Below are 19102 nucleotides of genomic sequence, written 5' to 3' on the forward strand. Positions count from 1 at the left end.
TTAAGACACCGCCCTTTCACGGCGGTAACACGGGTTCGAATCCCGTAGGGGTCATACAAAAAAACTGATGATAACTAGTCATCAGTTTTTTTGTGTTCTTTTTTAAAGTCTCATATTTCATAGATTGTTGCTTTTATTAAAATTAAGGATGATCTGACCTTACCCTTCGAGTCGCTGATAAAAGTAACAAAGTCGCTGATATATCATAAAAGTCGCTGATAAAAGTACCTAAAACGCTGATAAACCATTTAAATTTGCTGATAAGCTGAATATAGCAAGACCTTTTAGAGAAAAATTGGTTGAATTAGCATGTAAAATCATGAAGCGAATCAAATTTTTCATCCTAATCAAAGGAATTAAGCAAAATTAGTAAGAAAAGCAACAGTATTGGCGAAATCAGCCTTTTAAAAAGGTCTTGGTAATGTTTGATGGTGATATTTTAAATTACCTAAAGCCCGAAAAGGCGGTGGAGCTGGGAATACGGTTACCTCTCAGATATTTATATGACCGAGATGGTCATAATGATTGAAAACCGACCCAAATCCAAAATAAATAATTATATCGATATAATATAAATCCATCTTCCTCTGTTGTAGAAATATTGTTACCGCTTACAAATCCCCTTTGCAGACAGATTTCAGATTATTTAATTATTAAAAAACAAATAATTTTTTTCCGTGAATTTTTATTAAAATTAATAAAAAACTTTATAGGTTTCTGTAGATTAATGTAAGATATTTTGTCGTCTTGTGCTGGAAAGTGATGAAGAATCCCTCTTTATATCCAGATAAATCAGTTGTTGTCAGAAAAGATAAAAAAGTATTTTGAGGATTATCATACATTTGCACTTATAATTGGTCTTTGAAATACATATTTTCATTGAGGATGAGGAGAGCCATGAAAGTGAACACAATATTTCCGACTGATTATCAGCTGCACCTATTTCATGAGGGAAACTTTTTTCACAGTCATCAGCTTTTTGGCGCTCATATCTTTAAGAATTCCGACAAAGTTTATACACGATTTTGCGTATGGGCCCCTAATGCCAGCAAGGTAAGGCTAACAGGAGATTTTAATAACTGGAATGGTGAAGGATATGAACTGCAGAAGGTTAATGATGAAGGAGTTTGGATTATTGTTGTAAATCAAGAACTGGAAGGAAGCCTTTATAAGTATGAAATTATCTCACAAACTGGAGAAAGGTTTCTGAAAGCAGATCCATTTGCCTTTTATTCAGAATTACGGCCAAATACTGCTTCGATTATTTATTCGTTCGCCAAATATGAGTGGCAGGACGAACATTGGATGAATCGAAAAGGGAAAAAGAACTTCCTATCAGAACCTGCAGTTATTTATGAAGTGCATCTGGGTTCCTGGAAAAAGAAAGCAAATGGTGATTTTCTTAGCTATAAAGAACTGGCCTCGGAGCTTATTCCATATATAATGGAGCATGGCTTTACCCATATAGAATTATTGCCGCTTGTCGAGCACCCGCTCGACGATTCGTGGGGATACCAAGGTACAGGTTATTATTCAATAACATCAAGGTACGGAACACCAGATGAGCTTAGATATTTTATTGATCAGTGTCATCAACATGGGATAGGTATCATACTTGATTGGGTTCCAGGGCATTTTTGCAAGGATGCACATGGATTATACCGGTTTGATGGAACACATATTTATTCTTATCGTAATGAGGGTGACAGAGAGAATGTCGTATGGGGCACTGCTAACTTCGACCTTGGAAAGGGAGAGGTACAAAGCTTTCTAATCTCAAACGCCCTCTTTTGGATGGATTATTACCATATTGATGGCTTTCGGGTAGATGCCGTTGCCAATATTATTTATTGGCCGAATTCACCAGAAAACAAGCGCGAAAATCTATTTGGAATTAACTTTTTGAAAAAGTTAAACAAGGTAGTCCACGAAAATGATCCACACTTCTTAATGATTGGCGAGGATTCAACCGATTTTCCTATGGTAACAACACCCGTCCGTTACGGGGGTCTTGGATTTGACTATAAATGGAATATGGGTTGGATGAATGACATGCTTGAATACATGGAAACACCACCTTATTCACGCTCAAAAGTCCATTCAAAAGTTACTTTTTCACTTTTATATGCTTTTTTAGAAAACTTTATGCTTCCATTTTCGCATGATGAAGTGGTCCATGGGAAAAAGTCGCTGCTAGATAAAATGCCGGGAGAGTATTGGGAAAAATTCGCCCAGCTAAGGCTTTTACTAGGCTATATCTTTGCTCATCCAGGAAAGAAACTATTGTTTATGGGCTTTGAATTTGGTCAGTTTTCCGAATGGAAGGATAAAGAACAATTAGATTGGAACTTAATGGAATATGACATGCATCAAAATTTAAATTCATATGTAATAGTATTAACAAAGCTTTATAAACGTTCGAAAGCACTTTATGAATTGGATCATTTGCAGGATGGTTTTGAATGGATTGATGTGAACAACCGTGATCAATCGATATTCTCCTTTATTCGAAAAGGGAAAAGACAAGAGGATTATTTAATTATTGTTTGCAACTTTACTGGTATTAGTTACCCAAGATATAAGATTGGTGTCCCTAATCCCGGTGAATACCGAGAAATACTAAATAGTGATCAGGACGAATACGGTGGAACTGGATTGATAAATAAAAAGACTATGATCGCATTAGAAGAGCCATTCCATAGCCAGCCATTTTCAATAGATTTAATGATTCCCCCGTTTGGCTTTCAAATCATACGACCGGTTAAAAAGCGAAAGGAGAGAAAAGGAAATGGTAAAGAAAAAATGCGTAGCTTGTGTTTTAGCAGGGGGGAAAGGAAGCAGACTTAATTCGCTGACAAAGGATCTTGCGAAGCCTGCAGTCCCGTTCGGGGGGAAATACCGAATTATTGATTTTACATTGAGCAATTGCGCCAATTCGGGCATTGATACGGTAGGAGTTCTTACCCAATACCAACCGCTGTTATTAAACTCATATATTGGAATTGGCAGTGCCTGGGATCTTGACCGCAAGGATGGAGGGGTTACTGTTTTACCCCCTTATAGTGAGTCGTCTGAAGTTAAGTGGTATACAGGGACGGCTAGCGCTATTTATCAAAACCTAAATTATCTTAAACAATACCAGCCTGAATATGTATTGATCTTGTCTGGCGACCATATCTACAAAATGAATTACGAGAGTATGCTCGAATTTCATATTGAAAAAAGAGCAGATGTCACCATTTCCTTAATCGAGGTTCCTTGGGATGAAGCGAGCCGGTTTGGCATTATGAATACGAAAGATGATATGAGAATTGTAGAATTTGAAGAGAAGCCTAGCAATCCGAAAAATAATCTTGCATCGATGGGTATTTATATTTTTAGCTGGAATATACTTAAGGAATATTTAGAAAGGGACGACCGAAATCCTGATTCAAGCCATGATTTTGGGAAAGATGTCATTCCATTGTTACTTGAGGAGAATAAGAAGTTGTTTGCTTATCCGTTTAAAGGGTATTGGAAGGATGTAGGGACGGTTCAAAGTCTATGGGAAGCGAACATGGATTTATTAAAAGAGGAATGCGATTTAGATTTGTTTAATCAGGACTGGAGAATTTACTCAGTCAACCCGAATCAGCCGCCACAATATATTTCTTCTGATGCAATTGTAAAGGAGTCACTGATAAATGAGGGATGTACCATCGAAGGGCATATCGATAAATCTGTATTATTTCAAGGCGTAACGGTTGGTAAGGGAACCATCATCAAAGAGTCTGTCATCATGCCAGATGCTATCATAGGCAATAATTGTTTAATTGAAAGGGCGATTGTCCCATTTGATGTAAAGATACCGGACGGGACTGTGATCCGTTCTTTTGATGATGAAATTATTCTAGTTACAGAGGAAATGTTAAGTGGACTATATTCTGCTTTTTAAATATTAGATCAGGAGCCTCAAGGGGTAACGCTCCAAGCTATTTTAGTAAAAAAAAGGAGGGGAATTAGGAGTGAAAAGAAAGCTTTTAGGCGTCATCGATGCCACAACCTATCACGATGATCTGGAAGATTTATTAACACATCGTTCACTAGCTGCACTGCCTTTTGCAGGCCGGTACCGGATTATTGATTTTGTCTTGTCAAACATGGTGAACTCAGGGATTCGCAGTGTAGCGATTTTTCCAAAAATGCAGTATCGTTCGTTAATGGATCATCTTGGGTCAGGGAAAAATTGGGATTTAAACCGCAAGCGCGATGGTCTATTCTTTTTTCCATCACCAATAGTAGATAGCGATGGTAATAGAATTGGTTCATTTGAACATTTTGCTGGTAATATAGACTTTTTTTACCGCAGTACCCAGGAGTATTCAATCATTTCAAATTGTTATACGATTTTTAATATGGACTTCAGACCAATTCTAGATTGGCATCGTCAGTCTGGCTGTGATATCACCGAAATCCACCATCAGGATGGCGGCTCAATGGAAATGTACTTAATTAAAACTTCCCTGCTAATAAAATTGATCGAAACAAGAAATGAAACAGGGTATACATGTATGAAGGATATCGTGAATAACCTTCACCATTTTTACAACATCTGCCACTATGAATATAACGGTTATGCCGTAATGATAGATTCAATCGAAAACTACTTTTCTACTAGTATGAATTTGCTCCAATCCGATATTTGGAAGCAATTATTTATTAAAGAACAGCCGATTATTACAAAGGTAAAGGATGAGCCACCAACCAAATATATAAAAGGGTCATATGTAAAAAATGTGATGATTGCGAATGGCTGCTTAATTGGCGGGACGGTGGAAAATAGCATCGTTTCCCGTGGCGTAAAGATTGGAAAAGGAGCCGTCATTAAAAACTGTATTATTATGCAAAAGTGTCATATTGAAGATAATTGTTATTTAGATTCAGTTATTTTAGATAAAGATGTAAAAGTGGACGCAGGAACCCATTTAACCGGAACAACTCGTTCACCTTATGTAATTCGTAAGGGGACAAAGCAAGGAGCGTTGATGAACTCGTGAAAGTATTATTTGCTGTTTCAGAATCGGGGCCATTTGCAAAATCGGGCGGACTTGCCGATGTTGCCGGTTCCCTTCCAAAAGAATTAACAAGCTTAGGAACAGATGTCAGGGTTATTCTCCCTAAATACGGAACCATTTCTGATAATTATAAGAAAGAAATGAAGAAACTCAGAGAATTTTCCGTTCCGGTCGGTTGGAGAAATCAATACTGTGGGATTGAGGAGCTTACACATCAGGGAGTAACTTTTTATTTTGTCGACAATGAATACTACTTTAAACGAGACCATTTATACGGCTATTTTGATGACGGAGAAAGATTTGCTTATTTTAACCGAGCCGTCTTAGAAGCAGTGGCACAGCTTGGCTTTTTTCCGGATGTGCTGCACTGCCATGACTGGCATACAGCGATGATACCTTATCTGTTAAGAACGGAATATTATAAGAAAAAAGGCTACGGTCAAATGCGAACGGTGTTTACCATTCATAACCTTCAATTCCAAGGTATTTTCCCACAAGAAGTAATAGGAGATTTATTAGGGATGGATGATCAATCCTTTCCATCGGATCATTTGGAATTTTTCGGAAATGTAAATTTTATGAAGGGAGCACTTGTTGCAGCTGATAAAATTACGACTGTGAGCCCGACCTATCGAGAAGAAATTCAAACTGTGGTCTATGGAGAAAAACTAGATGGTCTCTTAAGAGAAAGAAACGAGGACATTGTTGGAATAGTAAATGGAATAGATGTGGACTTCTATAATCCAGCTGATGATCCATTGATTTTTCAACCCTATACTGCTGATATTCCAGAAAATAAGGCTATTAATAAACGAGAAATTCAAAAACGATTTTCCTTGCCGCAAAGTTCGAGTACTCCTTTATTGGTGATGATTTCGAGGCTGACAAAGCAAAAAGGACTCGATCTAGTGAAATGTGTCCTCCGTGAAATTTTGCAAGAGGATTTACAGGTAATCATACTTGGGACTGGCGATTTTGAATATGAAGAACACTTAAGGCAGGCTGCACGCATCTACCCAGAGAAATTAAAGGTTCATACCGGTTTTAATGAGGACCTTGCCCATAAGCTATATGCAGCTGCAGATATGTTTTTAATGCCGTCCCTGTTTGAGCCATGTGGTCTTTCCCAGTTGATTGCTATGAAATACGGGGCAATTCCGATCGTTCGTGAGACGGGCGGCTTAAAAGACACAGTAGAGTCCTGGAACGAATTTACTGGTGAAGGAAATGGCTTTTCCTTTCGAAACTTTAATGCTCATGAAATGCTCGCTACCATTCAAAGAGCAATAAGGTTTTATCATGAACCCGATACGTGGGACTCGATAATAAAACAAGCAATGGACATGGATTATAGCTGGGTTCAGTCAGCATTTAGCTATAACCGCTTATACGCAGAACTCATCTCAAGGAGTGAAACCCATGTTTTCTAGTACAGCTGAATTTAAGGGGAACTTTCTAAAAAGACTTGAGATGCTATCCGGTAAGAGTGTTTCGGAAAGTGCACCAAAAGATTTGTATCAAACCTTGGGTCAAATGATTCGTGAATTTGTGAGCCATGACTGGATTACAACAAATGAAAAGTATTTGGCATCAAAGGGAAAGCAAGTGTATTACTTGTCGATTGAATATTTATTAGGGAAACTATTAAGGCAAAATTTAATCAATCTGGGGGTTGAAGAAACCGTTCAGAAAGGCCTTAAGGAACTTGGGATTGATTTGACGGAGCTGGAGGAATTAGAAGCAGATGCAGGCTTAGGAAATGGCGGCCTAGGAAGATTAGCCGCTTGTTTTTTAGATTCCCTTGCCACGTTAAATCTCCCTGGCCATGGCCACGGCATTCGTTATAAACATGGCTTATTTGAACAAAAGATTGTTGATGGTTATCAAGTGGAACTGCCAGAGCAATGGCTGCGTAGTGGGAATGTTTGGGAAATTCGAAAAGCAGATTGTGCGGTGAAAGTTCCGTTTTGGGGTAAGGTGGAAGCAAAGCAGGAAGACGGCCGTCTCGTCTTTCATCATCTGAACGCCGAAACCGTTACCGCTGTACCTCACGACATGCCAGTACTTGGTTTTCATTCAAAAACAGTTAATACGTTAAGACTTTGGAATGCAGAGCCTTCCCAATTTCCGATTCATGTGGATATCTTAAGATATAAGCGTGAAACAGAAGCGATTTCTGAGTTTTTATATCCGGATGATACCCATGATGAGGGGAAGATATTAAGGCTAAAGCAACAATACTTTTTAGTGTCGGCAAGTATACAATCGGTTTTAAAAAACTATCGCAAACAGCACATAAGCCTGAATCAGCTCCATGAACATATATGTATTCACATTAATGATACCCACCCTGTCCTGGCGATTCCAGAGTTAATGAGGATCCTTATTGATGAGGAGAGATTTGAATGGGAACAGGCATGGCAGATTACGAAACAAACTATTTCCTATACCAATCATACGACCTTATCAGAGGCATTAGAGAAATGGCCGATTCGTATATTTCGTCCGTTACTTCCAAGAATTTATCTGATTGTTGAAGAAATAAATGAGAGGTTTTGCCAAGAGCTATGGGAAGAGACTCCAGGTAATTGGGCGCGGATTGCCAATCTCGCTATCCTTGCAGATGATTACGTGAAAATGGCTCATTTAGCCATCGTCGGAAGCTTTAGCGTGAATGGTGTCGCTAAGTTGCATACGGAAATTCTAAAGAAACGGGAGATGAAGCAATTCTATCAGTTGTTTCCCGAGAAATTTAACAATAAAACTAATGGTATCGCCCACCGGCGCTGGCTATATAAAGCAAATCCAGCATTGTCTTCCCTTATCACGGAAACGATTGGACCTGACTGGACACATTCGGCAAATAACTTGAATCAGCTCCTGAATTATCAAGATAATCCTGCGTTTTTGGAACAGTTACTAAAAATTAAACAGGAAAATAAGCAAACCCTCGCTAAGATTATTTTCGATAAGACGGGAGTTGCTGTAGATACTGGAGCTATTTTTGATGTACAGGTCAAACGGCTTCATGCCTATAAACGTCAGCTACTAAATATATTACATATTATCCACCTGTATAATCGGATAAGAGAGGATTCAAGTTTTTCTCTAGTTCCAAGGGTGTTTATTTTTGGAGCCAAAGCGTCTCCTGGTTATTATTATGCCAAAAAAATTATCAAGTTAATAAACACGGCTGCTGAAAAAATAAATAATGATCCATTAGTCAATGATAAACTAAAAGTGATATTCCTTGAGAACTATCGAGTCTCGATTGCTGAAAAAATCTTTCCTGCAGCAGATGTAAGTGAACAGATATCCACGGCTAGTAAAGAAGCTTCCGGAACGGGGAACATGAAATTTATGATAAACGGTGCCCTTACAGTAGGAACATTAGATGGTGCGAATATTGAAATTCATGAATTGGTAGGGGATGAAAATATTTTTACCTTTGGGTTAACGGCAGAGGAAGTTCTTCACTATTATCAGCATGGAGGATATCACTCGGTTGAATACTATCATCATGATTTTCGTATTCGTCATGCTGTGGATCAGCTTGTAAATGGTTTCTTTCCTGGGGTAAATAATGAATTCGAACCGATTTTTGATTCACTTTTGGAGGAGAATGATCAATATTTTGTCTTGAAGGATTTTGCCTCCTATGCAGACATTCAGGGCAAAATAGGTGAAACGTTTCAGGATTCATTACAGTGGCAAAAAATGTGCTTAAACAATATTGCCCATGCGGGATATTTTTCCAGTGACCGCACGATTAAGGAATATGCGGATAATATTTGGGGGATTAAACCTCAATAAGAAAAGGCTCCTGCCACTTAAATGGCAGAAGCCTTTTTGCTTAGACAAAATGTCCAATGAAAATTCCAATTGCAAGGAGAAACCCAAAAATCGTATTGGTTTGCGCAGTTGCCTTCATTGCGGGTGCCATTTGAATGGGCAAAGTGTGTTCAATAAACCCTTTTGTGGCTTTAATGGCTTTTGGAGCACTTAGGATTACAATGGCTGTCCAAACCGGAGCCACACCGCTGATAATGAGGACTAATACCCATAAATAAGAGAAAGTAAACATCCCAGCTAGTAAATGAATGGCTCTCTTTTTTCCTAACAGAATCGCAACCGTTTTCCGGCCATTTTCTTTATCTCCATCAAGGTCGCGGATGTTATTGGATAACATAATCATGCCAACCAAAATCATACTAGGAACCGAAACAAGGATACTTGTACTATCAACTGTCCCGGTTTGAATGAAAAAGGAAATTAAGATAATCAGCATTCCCATAAAGAAGCCGGAAAAAATTTCACCCAATGGTGTATAGGCAATCGGAAAAGGACCGCCTGTATAAAAATATCCAACAGCCATACAAATAAGACCAATAACTGCTAGCCACCAGCTGCTATACATACAAATATAAACCCCTAATAATAAGGCAATACCATAAAAGCCAAACGCTAGATTAAGGACGGTCTTAGGCTTAATTCCGTCACGGACAATTGTCCCGCCAATCCCTACGGAGTGTTCAGTGTCAAGGCCTCGTTTGAAATCGAAGTATTCATTAAACATGTTGGTCGCCGCTTGAATTAATAAACTGGCTATTAGCATAGCGAAAAATAGCCCGAAATGAATTTTCCCGTTCCGAAGCGCTAATGCCGTACCAAGTAAAACCGGTACGAACGCAGCAGTCAGTGTGTGAGGACGGGTCATTTGCCACCAAACTTGAAAGCCGCGGTTTGATTTAACAGCAGGTTTCGAACTGTGCTGTAAATTTGGCTGCATATTGTTCTCTCCCTTTTTTAAAATTTTCTCTATATAAAGGTTACATTTATAAGATTATGGCTTCTATTCCCAACCATAAGTGTATGGAATTCCCGTATTAGTGTCAATTGATTTTTGCTTTCAAAATTAGAAGATAATACCTACATAATTTTCAGGAAATGGTTAACGGGAAAATGAAAATAGGGAAAAAGCCATTTTCAACCTAATTGTAACAATTTTGATATATAATATGGAATGAATCAGGGATTGGTAGTGACAAGTATTATAGACTTCATTACAATGGGAATAGTATGGTTAGAAAAGTGGAAGCGCCCGTTTAGCGAAGTACAGAGTACATTAGTCGCTTTGCTCTAGAGCTAGACAGTATTAAGCTTAAAATGAATGGATAACAGTCATTTCGGCTGTTTTGGAGGGATTTGTTTGGTTACCATTCAAGAAATTGAAATAAAGGAAAGGGGTCTTTTGGCTGTTAGTCGTGCGAAAGAACTTGGCCGGCCAATTTTAGTAAGTGAAGTTCATAAAATGGACCCGGTTAATCCTTTAGCATTTTTTAATGCAGGAAAAGAACTCTATTGTGGGGAACGTTTTTTTTGGAAAGACCCAACAGACGAGATTGTGCTTGTTGGACTGGGAATTTCTAAACAAATTCAGTCTGATCAGGCTACTGACCGCTTTTTTCATGTTGAAAAAGAGTGGGAGGACTTTTTAAAGAATAGTCTCATTTTTAATACTTATACGGATATCGCCGTTGGCCCTGTCATGTTCGGAGGATTTTCCTTTGATCCATTAAAAGAAAAAACAGAGCTCTGGTCCAAATATGCCGATTCTTTATTCCATATACCTAAATATTTATTAAGCATTATTAAAGGGCAGACCTATTTAACAACAAATACCGTCTGTACCCCTCATGATGATTTGTCTTTATTTAGTAAGATCATCGAAGAAAGAAATCTGATTTTGCATTCTATAAAAAGTTCTCATCAGAACAATACGGCATCGCTTTTAGAAACCATCGAGATTTCTCCTGATCAATGGAAGGAATCCGTTGATGAAGTTGTGAAGGAATTAACAAACGGTCTATTAAAGAAGGTAGTTCTTGCACGTGAGCTTAGGCTCATTTTTGACGATCAGGTTGGGGCTGAGAATGTACTTAATCGTTTATACAATCAACAACATGAAAGCTTCATTTTTGCCTTTGAATCAAATGGGGATTGTTTTATTGGAGCGTCGCCTGAAAGACTTGTGAAAAAGAGTGGAAACGAAATCTTTTCAACCTGCCTTGCCGGTTCGATTTCTCGAGGAGAGACCGAACAGGAAGACAGGCTTTTAGGCGAGAAATTATTAAATGACCAGAAGAATCTTATTGAACATAGGTATGTTGTGGAAATGATTAAGGAAGCACTAGAAGAATCATGCGAAGAATTAATCCTTCCCGATAAACCACAGCTTATGAAGATACGGGATATTCAGCATCTGTATACTCCTGTCATCGGTAAATGCTACAAAGATACTTCTCTGCTGCAACTAGTTGAAAGACTACATCCGACACCGGCACTTGGTGGGCTGCCAAAGAATGCAGCCGTGGAAAAAATCAGACAGGTAGAAGCACTTGACCGCGGTTTTTATGCAGCCCCATTAGGCTGGGTGGATTATCAACGGAATGGTGAATTTGCAGTTTCGATTCGTTCAGGGCTCTTGCAGGGGGAGGAAGCATCGCTGTTTGCCGGCTGTGGTGTCGTTGCCGATTCGGAAGCAGAAAGTGAATATTTAGAGACGAGTTTGAAGTTTACACCAATGCTTCGAGCTCTTGGGGGAAAATAACATGAATCATCAGGAATCATTAACAGCCTATATTGCAGCCTTTGTGGCAGAACTATTTTCTTCAGGGATTACCGATGTTGTCGTAAGCCCAGGTTCGAGATCTACTCCGATGGCAATGGTGATGGCCGAACACCCTCAGTTAAATGTCCATATTCATGTAGATGAACGTTCTGCTGCTTTTTTTGCCTTAGGAATGGCTAAGGCCTCAAACAGGCCAGTTGCCATCCTTTGTACCTCAGGTTCGGCTGCAGCGAACTATTTTCCGGCGATTGTCGAGGCACATTATTCTCGGGTTCCGCTGGTGGTATTAACCGCAGACCGACCACATGAACTAAGAGAAGTGGGTGCACCTCAGGCGATTGATCAAATCCATTTATATGGGAAGCATGTGAAGTGGTTTGCAGAAATGGCTTTACCCGAGGAAAATATGGAAATAATTCGCTATGCACGGACAGTATGCGCACGGGCAGCAGCGATTGCGACACAGGCCCCTTCAGGACCAGTCCATTTGAATTTCCCCTTTCGGGAACCGCTGATTCCGAAACTGGATGATGCGCTTTTCCAGCTGGCGGAAAGGCAAAAAGGATATGTAAAGGTCCAAAACGGGGATTTAACCATTGATCATGAACATTTTCAAGAAATGGCTGAAATCGTAATGGGGAAAGAAAGAGGGATAATTGTTTGTGGAAACATGGCTGACAATCAATTTGCTGAGGCCGTAACTCAGCTTTCAAAGGTCTTAAACTTTCCGATTTTGGCTGATCCGTTATCACAACTGAGAAGTGGCAAACACAGTCTGGAAAATGTGATAGAAACCTATGATACCTTCTTAAGGAATGAAGACGCCAAAACCTTCCTGAAACCAGATGTCGTTTTACGATTCGGAGCTATGCCCATCTCGAAAGCGTTATCGATTTTCTTAAAAGAAAATCACGCCGTAGAGCAAATTGTGATAGATGGCGGCGGAGGCTGGCGTGATCCAGCAGCATTATCAACGAACATGCTATTCTGTAACGAAACGATTTTTTGCGAAAAACTGGTAACCTTTCTAGAAACCAAATCTTCATCAGGATATATGCAGTATTGGAAAAAGGTTAATAGGCTTACAAAAGAAAATATGGCTCCTATTAAGGACTTAACTGCATTAAGTGAAGGTAAACTATTTTACCAATTAGCTGATATGCTGCCTGAAGGAGCTACCTTATTTGTTGGGAATAGTATGCCAATTCGTGATTTGGATAGTTTCTTTCTCAATAATGATAAATCTATTAAGGTAATGGCGAACAGGGGGGCCAATGGTATTGATGGGACGGTTTCAACAGCGATAGGAGCTGCATTATATTCGAAATCCTTGTATCTTGTCCTTGGCGACCTAACCTTCTTCCATGATTTAAACGGACTCATTGCAGCGAAGCTGTATAATATTGATATCAATATCATTCTTGTAAACAATAATGGCGGTGGGATTTTTTCTTTTCTGCCACAATCTGAACACCCTAAAAACTTTGAACTTTTGTTTGGTACGCCTTTAGACATTGAATTTGAACACGCCGTTCGGATGTTTACCGGAAAATTCACAAAAATAAAGGATTGGGACCACCTAGACAAGGAAATGAAGAACACGATTGAAAATACAGGAATCAATGTTTTTGAGGTTGTGACAAAAAGAGACAGTAATCGAGACCAACACCGCGAATTTTGGCAGTCAGTTTCCCAGGAAATATCAATTTTTGTCAAAGGGGCTCAGTAATGAATGTGTTGATTGACGGGATTCACTATCATGTCGAAGTTTGCGGTGAAGGGTTTCCGCTTTTACTGTTGCATGGATTTACCGGGGATTCATCGACGTGGACATCGTTTTGTCATGACTGGGGGCAACACTCGAAATTAATTGTCCCAGACATCATTGGACATGGTATGACGAAATCCTCCGAAGAAATTCAACGTTATCAAATAGAATCTGCTGCCCATGATTTAAAAGGTATTCTAGATGAATTGGGCGTGAAACAAATAGATTTGCTTGGTTACTCCATGGGAGGTAGGCTTGCGCTAACCTTTGCCGTCTTGTTTCCGGACAGGATCCGAAAACTTGTCTTAGAAAGTACTTCACCTGGTCTTTCAACGGAGGAAGAGAGAGAGTTCCGCCGCATGAAGGATGCAGAACTGGCAAAGTTAATTAAGGAACAAGGAATCAAGTCGTTTGTTGATTACTGGGAGGAACTTCCGCTATTCTCAACCATGAAACGTCTTCCTTCAGTTACAAAGGAAAAAATCAGAGCTCAGCGTTTACACAATTCACCGGAGGGTCTCGCCAATAGTTTGCTTGGTATGGGAACGGGTTCACAACCATCCTGGTGGGGTCCCCCTATTAGGCAACTGGAATGTGAGATATTATTGCTGACGGGTGGCGAAGATGGTAAGTTCTGTAGGATTGCTGAAGGAATGATGAAGGATTTAAAAAACGGTACTTGGATTATGTTTGAAAACAGTGGCCATGCAATTCATGTGGAAGAACCTGAAAAGTTTGGTACAATAGTAAGTGACTTTTTGAATACATAAATAAAGGAGGATTTCATTTTGACAGTAGAATGGGTTGCAGCAGGCAAGTATGAAGAAATTTTATATGAAACATATAACGGAATCGCTAAAATCACAATTAATCGCCCTCATGTACATAATGCCTTTACACCGAGAACCGTTAGTGAATTGATTGACGCTTTTGCTTGTGCACGTGATGATGCCAGTGTTGGTGTTATTGTATTAACAGGTGCCGGAGATAAAGCATTTTGTTCAGGTGGAGACCAAAAAGTAAGAGGACATGGCGGTTATGTTGGGGAGGACCAAATCCCACGTTTAAATGTTCTTGATCTTCAACGCTTAATTCGCGTTATTCCTAAGCCGGTTATTGCGATGGTTAAGGGTTATGCAATTGGAGGCGGCCACGTTCTTCATATCGTTTGTGATTTAACGATTGCTGCTGATAATGCCGTTTTTGGACAAACAGGTCCGAATGTGGGAAGCTTTGATGCCGGGTATGGCTCAGGCTACCTAGCAAGGATTGTTGGTCATAAAAAGGCACGTGAAATTTGGTTCTTATGCCGCCAATACAATGCACAGGAAGCACTTGATATGGGCTTAATTAACACGGTTGTTCCTCTTGAGAAAGTAGAAGAGGAAACGATACAATGGTGTGAAGAAATCCTTGAGAAAAGTCCTACTGCTCTGCGTTTCTTGAAAGCAGCCATGAATGCTGATACAGACGGTTTAGCTGGTCTTCAGCAATTCGCTGGTGATGCGACATTACTTTACTATACAACTGACGAGGCAAAAGAAGGCCGTGATTCCTTTAAGGAAAAGCGTAAGCCAGATTTCGGTCAATTTCCGCGTTTTCCTTGATCAACAGTTTATCACAGCAGCTTGATGGCGGTATCCATCAGGCTGTTTTTATGAATAAGCCGTGAACACCCGTGACTTTAGCCGTGGGATGAATCGGCTTTTTTCTTTCCAGAACTCATGTTCGGTGATATGATGATACCATAAACGTTGCGAATGATTAGGGGGTGTTATCGAATGAACAAAGCCTATAAATTTCGTTTGTATCCCACTAAAGAACAAGCCACTCTTATCCATAAAACCCTTGGTTGTACACGGTTTGTATATAATTTTTTCCTTGGGAAGCAAAAAGAAAAAGACGCATACTGGTATATTGTTGAAGAAATGAAGCAAAACGGTCAGTTACCATCTAACGAATGGAAAGGCGGATTTTTCAATAAGTATGAGTCTGTCAAAGCGGTACGGGAACTAAAGAAATATTATCCTTTCTTAAAAGAAGTAGATAGCATTTCCTTACAAAAAGCGGTAGAAAACGTGAGTGACGCTTACACCCGCTACTATAAAAAGCAAAACGATGTTCCACGATTTAAGAGTAAGAAAAATAACATTCAATCTTACACCACAAAACACACGAACGGTAACATTGCCGTGGTAGGCAATCATATTAAACTCCCGAAACTCGGGTTGGTTCAATTTGCCAAAAGTCGTGAAGTGGAAGGAAAAATCCTATCTGCCACGATTAGAAGGAACCCAAGTGGTAAATACTTTGTCTCTATCTGTACAGAAGTGGAGATTCACCCCCTCCCCAAAACCAACCGCGAGGTCGGTATCGATATGGGTTTAAAGGATTTTGCTATCCTCTCCAATGGAGAGGTATTTAAAAACCCTCACTTCCTTCGGAAAATGGAACAAAAACTCATACAAGAACAACGTACTCTCTCAAGGCGAACTATTGGGGGTTCAAATTGGCATAAGCAACGAATGAAAGTCGCTCGAATCCACGAAAAAATCGCCAATACACGTAAGGACCACTTGGATAAAATCTCCACCTATATTGTCAAAAACCACGACCTTATAGTAATGGAGGATTTACAGGTAGCCAACATGAAGAAGAACCATCGTTTAGCCAAGGCTATTAGCGAAGTGTCATGGGTTCAATTCCGCTCCATGATAGCGTACAAGGCTAAATGGTACGGAAAAACATTGGCAGTAGTGGGAAAGACCTTTCCGAGCAGTCAATTATGTTCCTGTTGCGGGTACCGCAATAAAGATGTGAAGAATCTTAACTTACGGGAATGGGACTGTCCTTCCTGTGGAGTCCACCATGACCGTGACAAAAACGCTAGTACGAACCTTCTTGTAGAAGGTAAAAGACTTCTCTCTGCTTAAACATGTAAGCCAACCGTGGGAACCACGGGGTTAGCCTACTCAATTAGGGTTCAATAGAACCCTGTACGTAGGAATCTCGGTACTTTAGTGCCGAGTAGTTCAAATAAAAGAGAAGGTGCCAATATGCTAAACGAGACAATGCCTAATTTTTTAAAGAAGCGAGCTTTTCTCACTCCCGAAAGAAAAGCAGTATATTTTCAGGAACAGTCATTAACATGTAATGAGCTTTATCATCGTTCACTTGAAGTAGGAGGTCAGCTACAGGCCCTTGGAGTCCAAAAAGACCAATATGTGGGGGTATTACTGAAAAATCATCTTGATACCGTGGTGATATTATTTGCTCTCCAGCTATTAGGGGTTAAGGCTGTGATGTTAAATAATCGTTTAACCTCTGCCGAACTAGTTTGGCAATTAAATGATTCAAAAGCATCATTTCTTATTCTTGAAGATTCTTTTGTAGAAATTGACCTTGAAATCAACCGAAAAATTGCCAGTATGAAAACGATTACGAAAGAACTTCTTTTTCGAATAGAACCTGTTGTTCCAGACATTGAAGACGAAATCAGTCTTTCAGACATCTGTACTATCATGTATACCTCTGGAACAACCGGGAACCCAAAAGGTGTCATACAAACATTTGGAAACCATTGGTGGAGCTCTGTTGGCTCGGCATTAAATTTGGGTTTTATGGAGAGCGATTGTTGGTTATGTGCTGTTCCACTTTTCCACATTAGCGGTTTCTCCATTCTAATGCGCAGTGTCATCTATGGCATGCCGATTGTCCTTCATGAAAACTTTAATGTGGAACGAACAATAGAAGATATTCATGAAAAAAAGGTTACCATTATGTCAGTGGTTGGAACAATGTTAACACGAATTGTTGAACAACTGGAGGTCAGACGGTTACCGGACCATTTCCGCTGTATGCTGCTAGGTGGAGGCCCCGCGCCGCTACCATTACTACAAGCATGTGTGGCAAAGGAAATTCCTGTATTTCAAACGTATGGGATGACAGAATCCTCTTCACAAATTGTGACACTTTCACCGGAATACAGCCTAACAAAGCTTGGATCAGCCGGTAAGCCTTTGTTCCCGGCGCAGCTTAAGATTGTCAAGGATAATGGCAGTCCTGCCGATGCTGGTGAAGCTGGTGAAATTGCTGTAAAAGGAGCGAATGTTACACCAGGCTATTTATATCGCCCGGAAGTGATGAAAGAAAAATACAGTGATGGCTGGTTTTATACGGGAGATATCGGCTATCTGGATGAAGAAGGCTTTTTGTATGTCATTGATCGTCGTTCTGATTTAATTATTTCAGGTGGAGAAAACATCTATCCTGCTGAAATCGAAGCGGTTTTATTAGCCCATCCTGCTGTTGCGGATGTAGGTGTAACCGGCATCGATGATGTTAAATGGGGGCAAGTGCCGATGGCCTTTATTGTAAAAAGACAAGGCATGGATGTTACAGTGGACGAGCTTCAACCATTTTGCCTTGATAGGCTTGCCAAATATAAAGTGCCGAAAACCTTTTATTTTCTTGAAAAACTGCCAAGAAATGCGGCCAAAAAACTGTTGCGAAGAAAATTGCGAGAGTGGGTGTCCGAAAATGAAGATAGCATTAGTTGAACTTTATGTGATTCAAATGCCCTTAAAGTCTCCATTTCTAACGTATCTAGGAGCTGTGAAAGACCGTGAGGGAATTATCGTAAAGGTAACTAATTCAGATGGACTTTCTGGGTATGGTGAGGGTGTGGCCTTTTCAACGCCGTGGTATACGGAAGAAACGGTTGCAACCAGTTTACATATGTTAACGGACTTTTTAATTCCACTTCTGAAGAAGCATCCAATTAAACACCCTAAGGAAGCTTCACACCTTTTCAGTTCGATTAGAAGAAACAATATGGCGAAGGCAGCCTTAGAAACGGCCTTATGGGATTTATATGCCAAAGGCGATTCAAAGTCGCTTGCCAAAACAATTGGCGGTACACGAGCTACCATTGCTTCAGGTGTGGTGGTAGCTACCGATTCAACAGCAAAAGCGTTGCAGCAAATTGAGCAATATCTTGAAGCTGGCTATCAGCGTATCAAAGTAAAAATTCATCCAAATCAGGATTATTCTTTTCTTGCAGAAATTCGTCGGCATTATCCTGACTTGCCGATCATGGCTGATGCCAATTCGGCTTATTCATTAAACGACATAGACCGTTTAAAAGCTTTAGATGACTTTAATCTATTGATGATTGAGCAGCCACTTGCACATGATGATATTATCGAGCATGCTTTACTTCAAAAAAAAATTCGGACACCTATTTGTTTGGACGAAAGCATCGTCACCTTTGCTGATGCGAGAAAGGCGATTGAGCAGGGAAGCTGCAAGGTAATCAATATTAAAGTGGGCAGAGTAGGTGGTATTTTTGAAGCGAAGCGTATTCACGATTACTGCCATGAAAGGGGAATTCCTGTCTGGTGTGGAGGAATGATTGAATTTGGCATTTCTCGTGCCCATAATATTGCACTGGCATCACTGCCTGGGTTTTCCATTCCCGGAGATATTTCCGCTTCTGAGCGATTTTGGGAGAAAGACATTATTTCACCTGAAGTAATCGTTGAAAATGGGTTTATTACTGTACCGTCAAGTCCAGGAATTGGCTTTAGTATAAACGAAAATAGGCTGAGAGAAATACTATTATCAAAAAGTATCTTTGCTTTTTAATAA

General features: G+C 39.8%; 13 protein-coding genes. 12 read left to right on the forward strand and 1 reads right to left on the reverse strand.

The window, feature by feature from the left end; all coding sequences use genetic code 11:
- Nucleotides 1–897 precede the first annotated feature (897 nt).
- The 5 genes from glgB (at nucleotide 898) to RTR43_RS03915 (ending at nucleotide 8867) form a co-directional block, all read left to right on the forward strand.
- Nucleotides 898–2847 (forward strand): 1,4-alpha-glucan branching protein GlgB, encoded by a 1950-nt coding sequence (gene glgB, locus RTR43_RS03895; RefSeq protein WP_312469813.1) that lies wholly within the window; start codon nucleotides 898–900, stop codon nucleotides 2845–2847.
- Nucleotides 2789–3934 (forward strand): glucose-1-phosphate adenylyltransferase, encoded by a 1146-nt coding sequence (locus tag RTR43_RS03900; protein ID WP_312469814.1) that lies wholly within the window; start codon nucleotides 2789–2791, stop codon nucleotides 3932–3934. The genes glgB and RTR43_RS03900 overlap by 59 nt, the downstream gene beginning before the upstream one ends.
- A gap of 70 nt (nucleotides 3935–4004) precedes the next feature.
- Nucleotides 4005–5036, forward strand: coding sequence for a GlgC family sugar phosphate nucleotidyltransferase (locus RTR43_RS03905; RefSeq protein ID WP_312469816.1), 1032 nt, complete (start codon nucleotides 4005–4007; stop codon nucleotides 5034–5036).
- Nucleotides 5033–6484, forward strand: a complete 1452-nt coding sequence (glgA, locus tag RTR43_RS03910) for a glycogen synthase GlgA (protein WP_312469817.1) — start codon at nucleotides 5033–5035, stop codon at nucleotides 6482–6484. Before RTR43_RS03905 ends, glgA begins: the two co-directional genes overlap by 4 nt.
- Complete coding sequence (locus tag RTR43_RS03915) at nucleotides 6474–8867, forward strand: glycogen/starch/alpha-glucan phosphorylase (RefSeq protein WP_312469818.1); 2394 nt, start codon at nucleotides 6474–6476, stop codon at nucleotides 8865–8867. Before glgA ends, RTR43_RS03915 begins: the two co-directional genes overlap by 11 nt.
- Before the next feature lie 40 nt (nucleotides 8868–8907).
- Here RTR43_RS03915 and RTR43_RS03920 read toward each other — a convergent pair whose 3' ends face one another.
- Complete coding sequence (locus tag RTR43_RS03920; protein ID WP_312469820.1) at nucleotides 8908–9843, reverse strand: 1,4-dihydroxy-2-naphthoate polyprenyltransferase; 936 nt, start codon at nucleotides 9841–9843, stop codon at nucleotides 8908–8910.
- 420 nt (nucleotides 9844–10263) lie between these two features.
- Here RTR43_RS03920 and RTR43_RS03925 point away from each other — a divergent pair, with 420 nt between their 5' ends.
- From RTR43_RS03925 to menC, 7 genes are all read left to right on the forward strand, one after another.
- Nucleotides 10264–11664 carry an isochorismate synthase gene (locus tag RTR43_RS03925; protein ID WP_312469822.1) on the forward strand — a complete coding sequence of 467 codons (1401 nt, stop codon included), beginning with the start codon at nucleotides 10264–10266 and terminating at the stop codon, nucleotides 11662–11664.
- Between the two features lies 1 nt (nucleotide 11665).
- The gene (menD, locus tag RTR43_RS03930; RefSeq protein WP_312469824.1) at nucleotides 11666–13414 is read left to right on the forward strand and encodes a 2-succinyl-5-enolpyruvyl-6-hydroxy-3-cyclohexene-1-carboxylic-acid synthase; all 1749 of its coding nucleotides are present in this window, start codon (nucleotides 11666–11668) and stop codon (nucleotides 13412–13414) included.
- On the forward strand, nucleotides 13414–14223 hold the full coding sequence (gene menH, locus RTR43_RS03935; RefSeq protein WP_312469825.1) for a 2-succinyl-6-hydroxy-2,4-cyclohexadiene-1-carboxylate synthase: 810 nt from the start codon (nucleotides 13414–13416) through the stop codon (nucleotides 14221–14223). Before menD ends, menH begins: the two co-directional genes overlap by 1 nt.
- An 18-nt stretch (nucleotides 14224–14241) precedes the next feature.
- Nucleotides 14242–15060, forward strand: a complete 819-nt coding sequence (gene menB, locus RTR43_RS03940) for a 1,4-dihydroxy-2-naphthoyl-CoA synthase (RefSeq protein ID WP_312469827.1) — start codon at nucleotides 14242–14244, stop codon at nucleotides 15058–15060.
- Nucleotides 15061–15234: 174 nt separating this feature from the next.
- Complete coding sequence (tnpB, locus tag RTR43_RS03945) at nucleotides 15235–16386, forward strand: IS200/IS605 family element RNA-guided endonuclease TnpB (RefSeq protein WP_312469829.1); 1152 nt, start codon at nucleotides 15235–15237, stop codon at nucleotides 16384–16386.
- Between the two features lie 123 nt (nucleotides 16387–16509).
- Nucleotides 16510–18012 carry an o-succinylbenzoate--CoA ligase gene (locus RTR43_RS03950; protein WP_312469830.1) on the forward strand — a complete coding sequence of 501 codons (1503 nt, stop codon included), beginning with the start codon at nucleotides 16510–16512 and terminating at the stop codon, nucleotides 18010–18012.
- Nucleotides 17993–19099: an o-succinylbenzoate synthase gene (gene menC / locus RTR43_RS03955; protein ID WP_312469831.1), complete on the forward strand. Its 1107-nt coding sequence runs from the start codon at nucleotides 17993–17995 to the stop codon at nucleotides 19097–19099. The genes RTR43_RS03950 and menC overlap by 20 nt, the downstream gene beginning before the upstream one ends.
- Nucleotides 19100–19102: the final 3 nt, after the last annotated feature.

The sequence above is a fragment of the Neobacillus sp. genome (genome assembly GCF_031988165.1).
Taxonomy (GTDB): Bacteria; Bacillota; Bacilli; order Bacillales; family Cytobacillaceae; genus Neobacillus; species Neobacillus rhizosphaerae.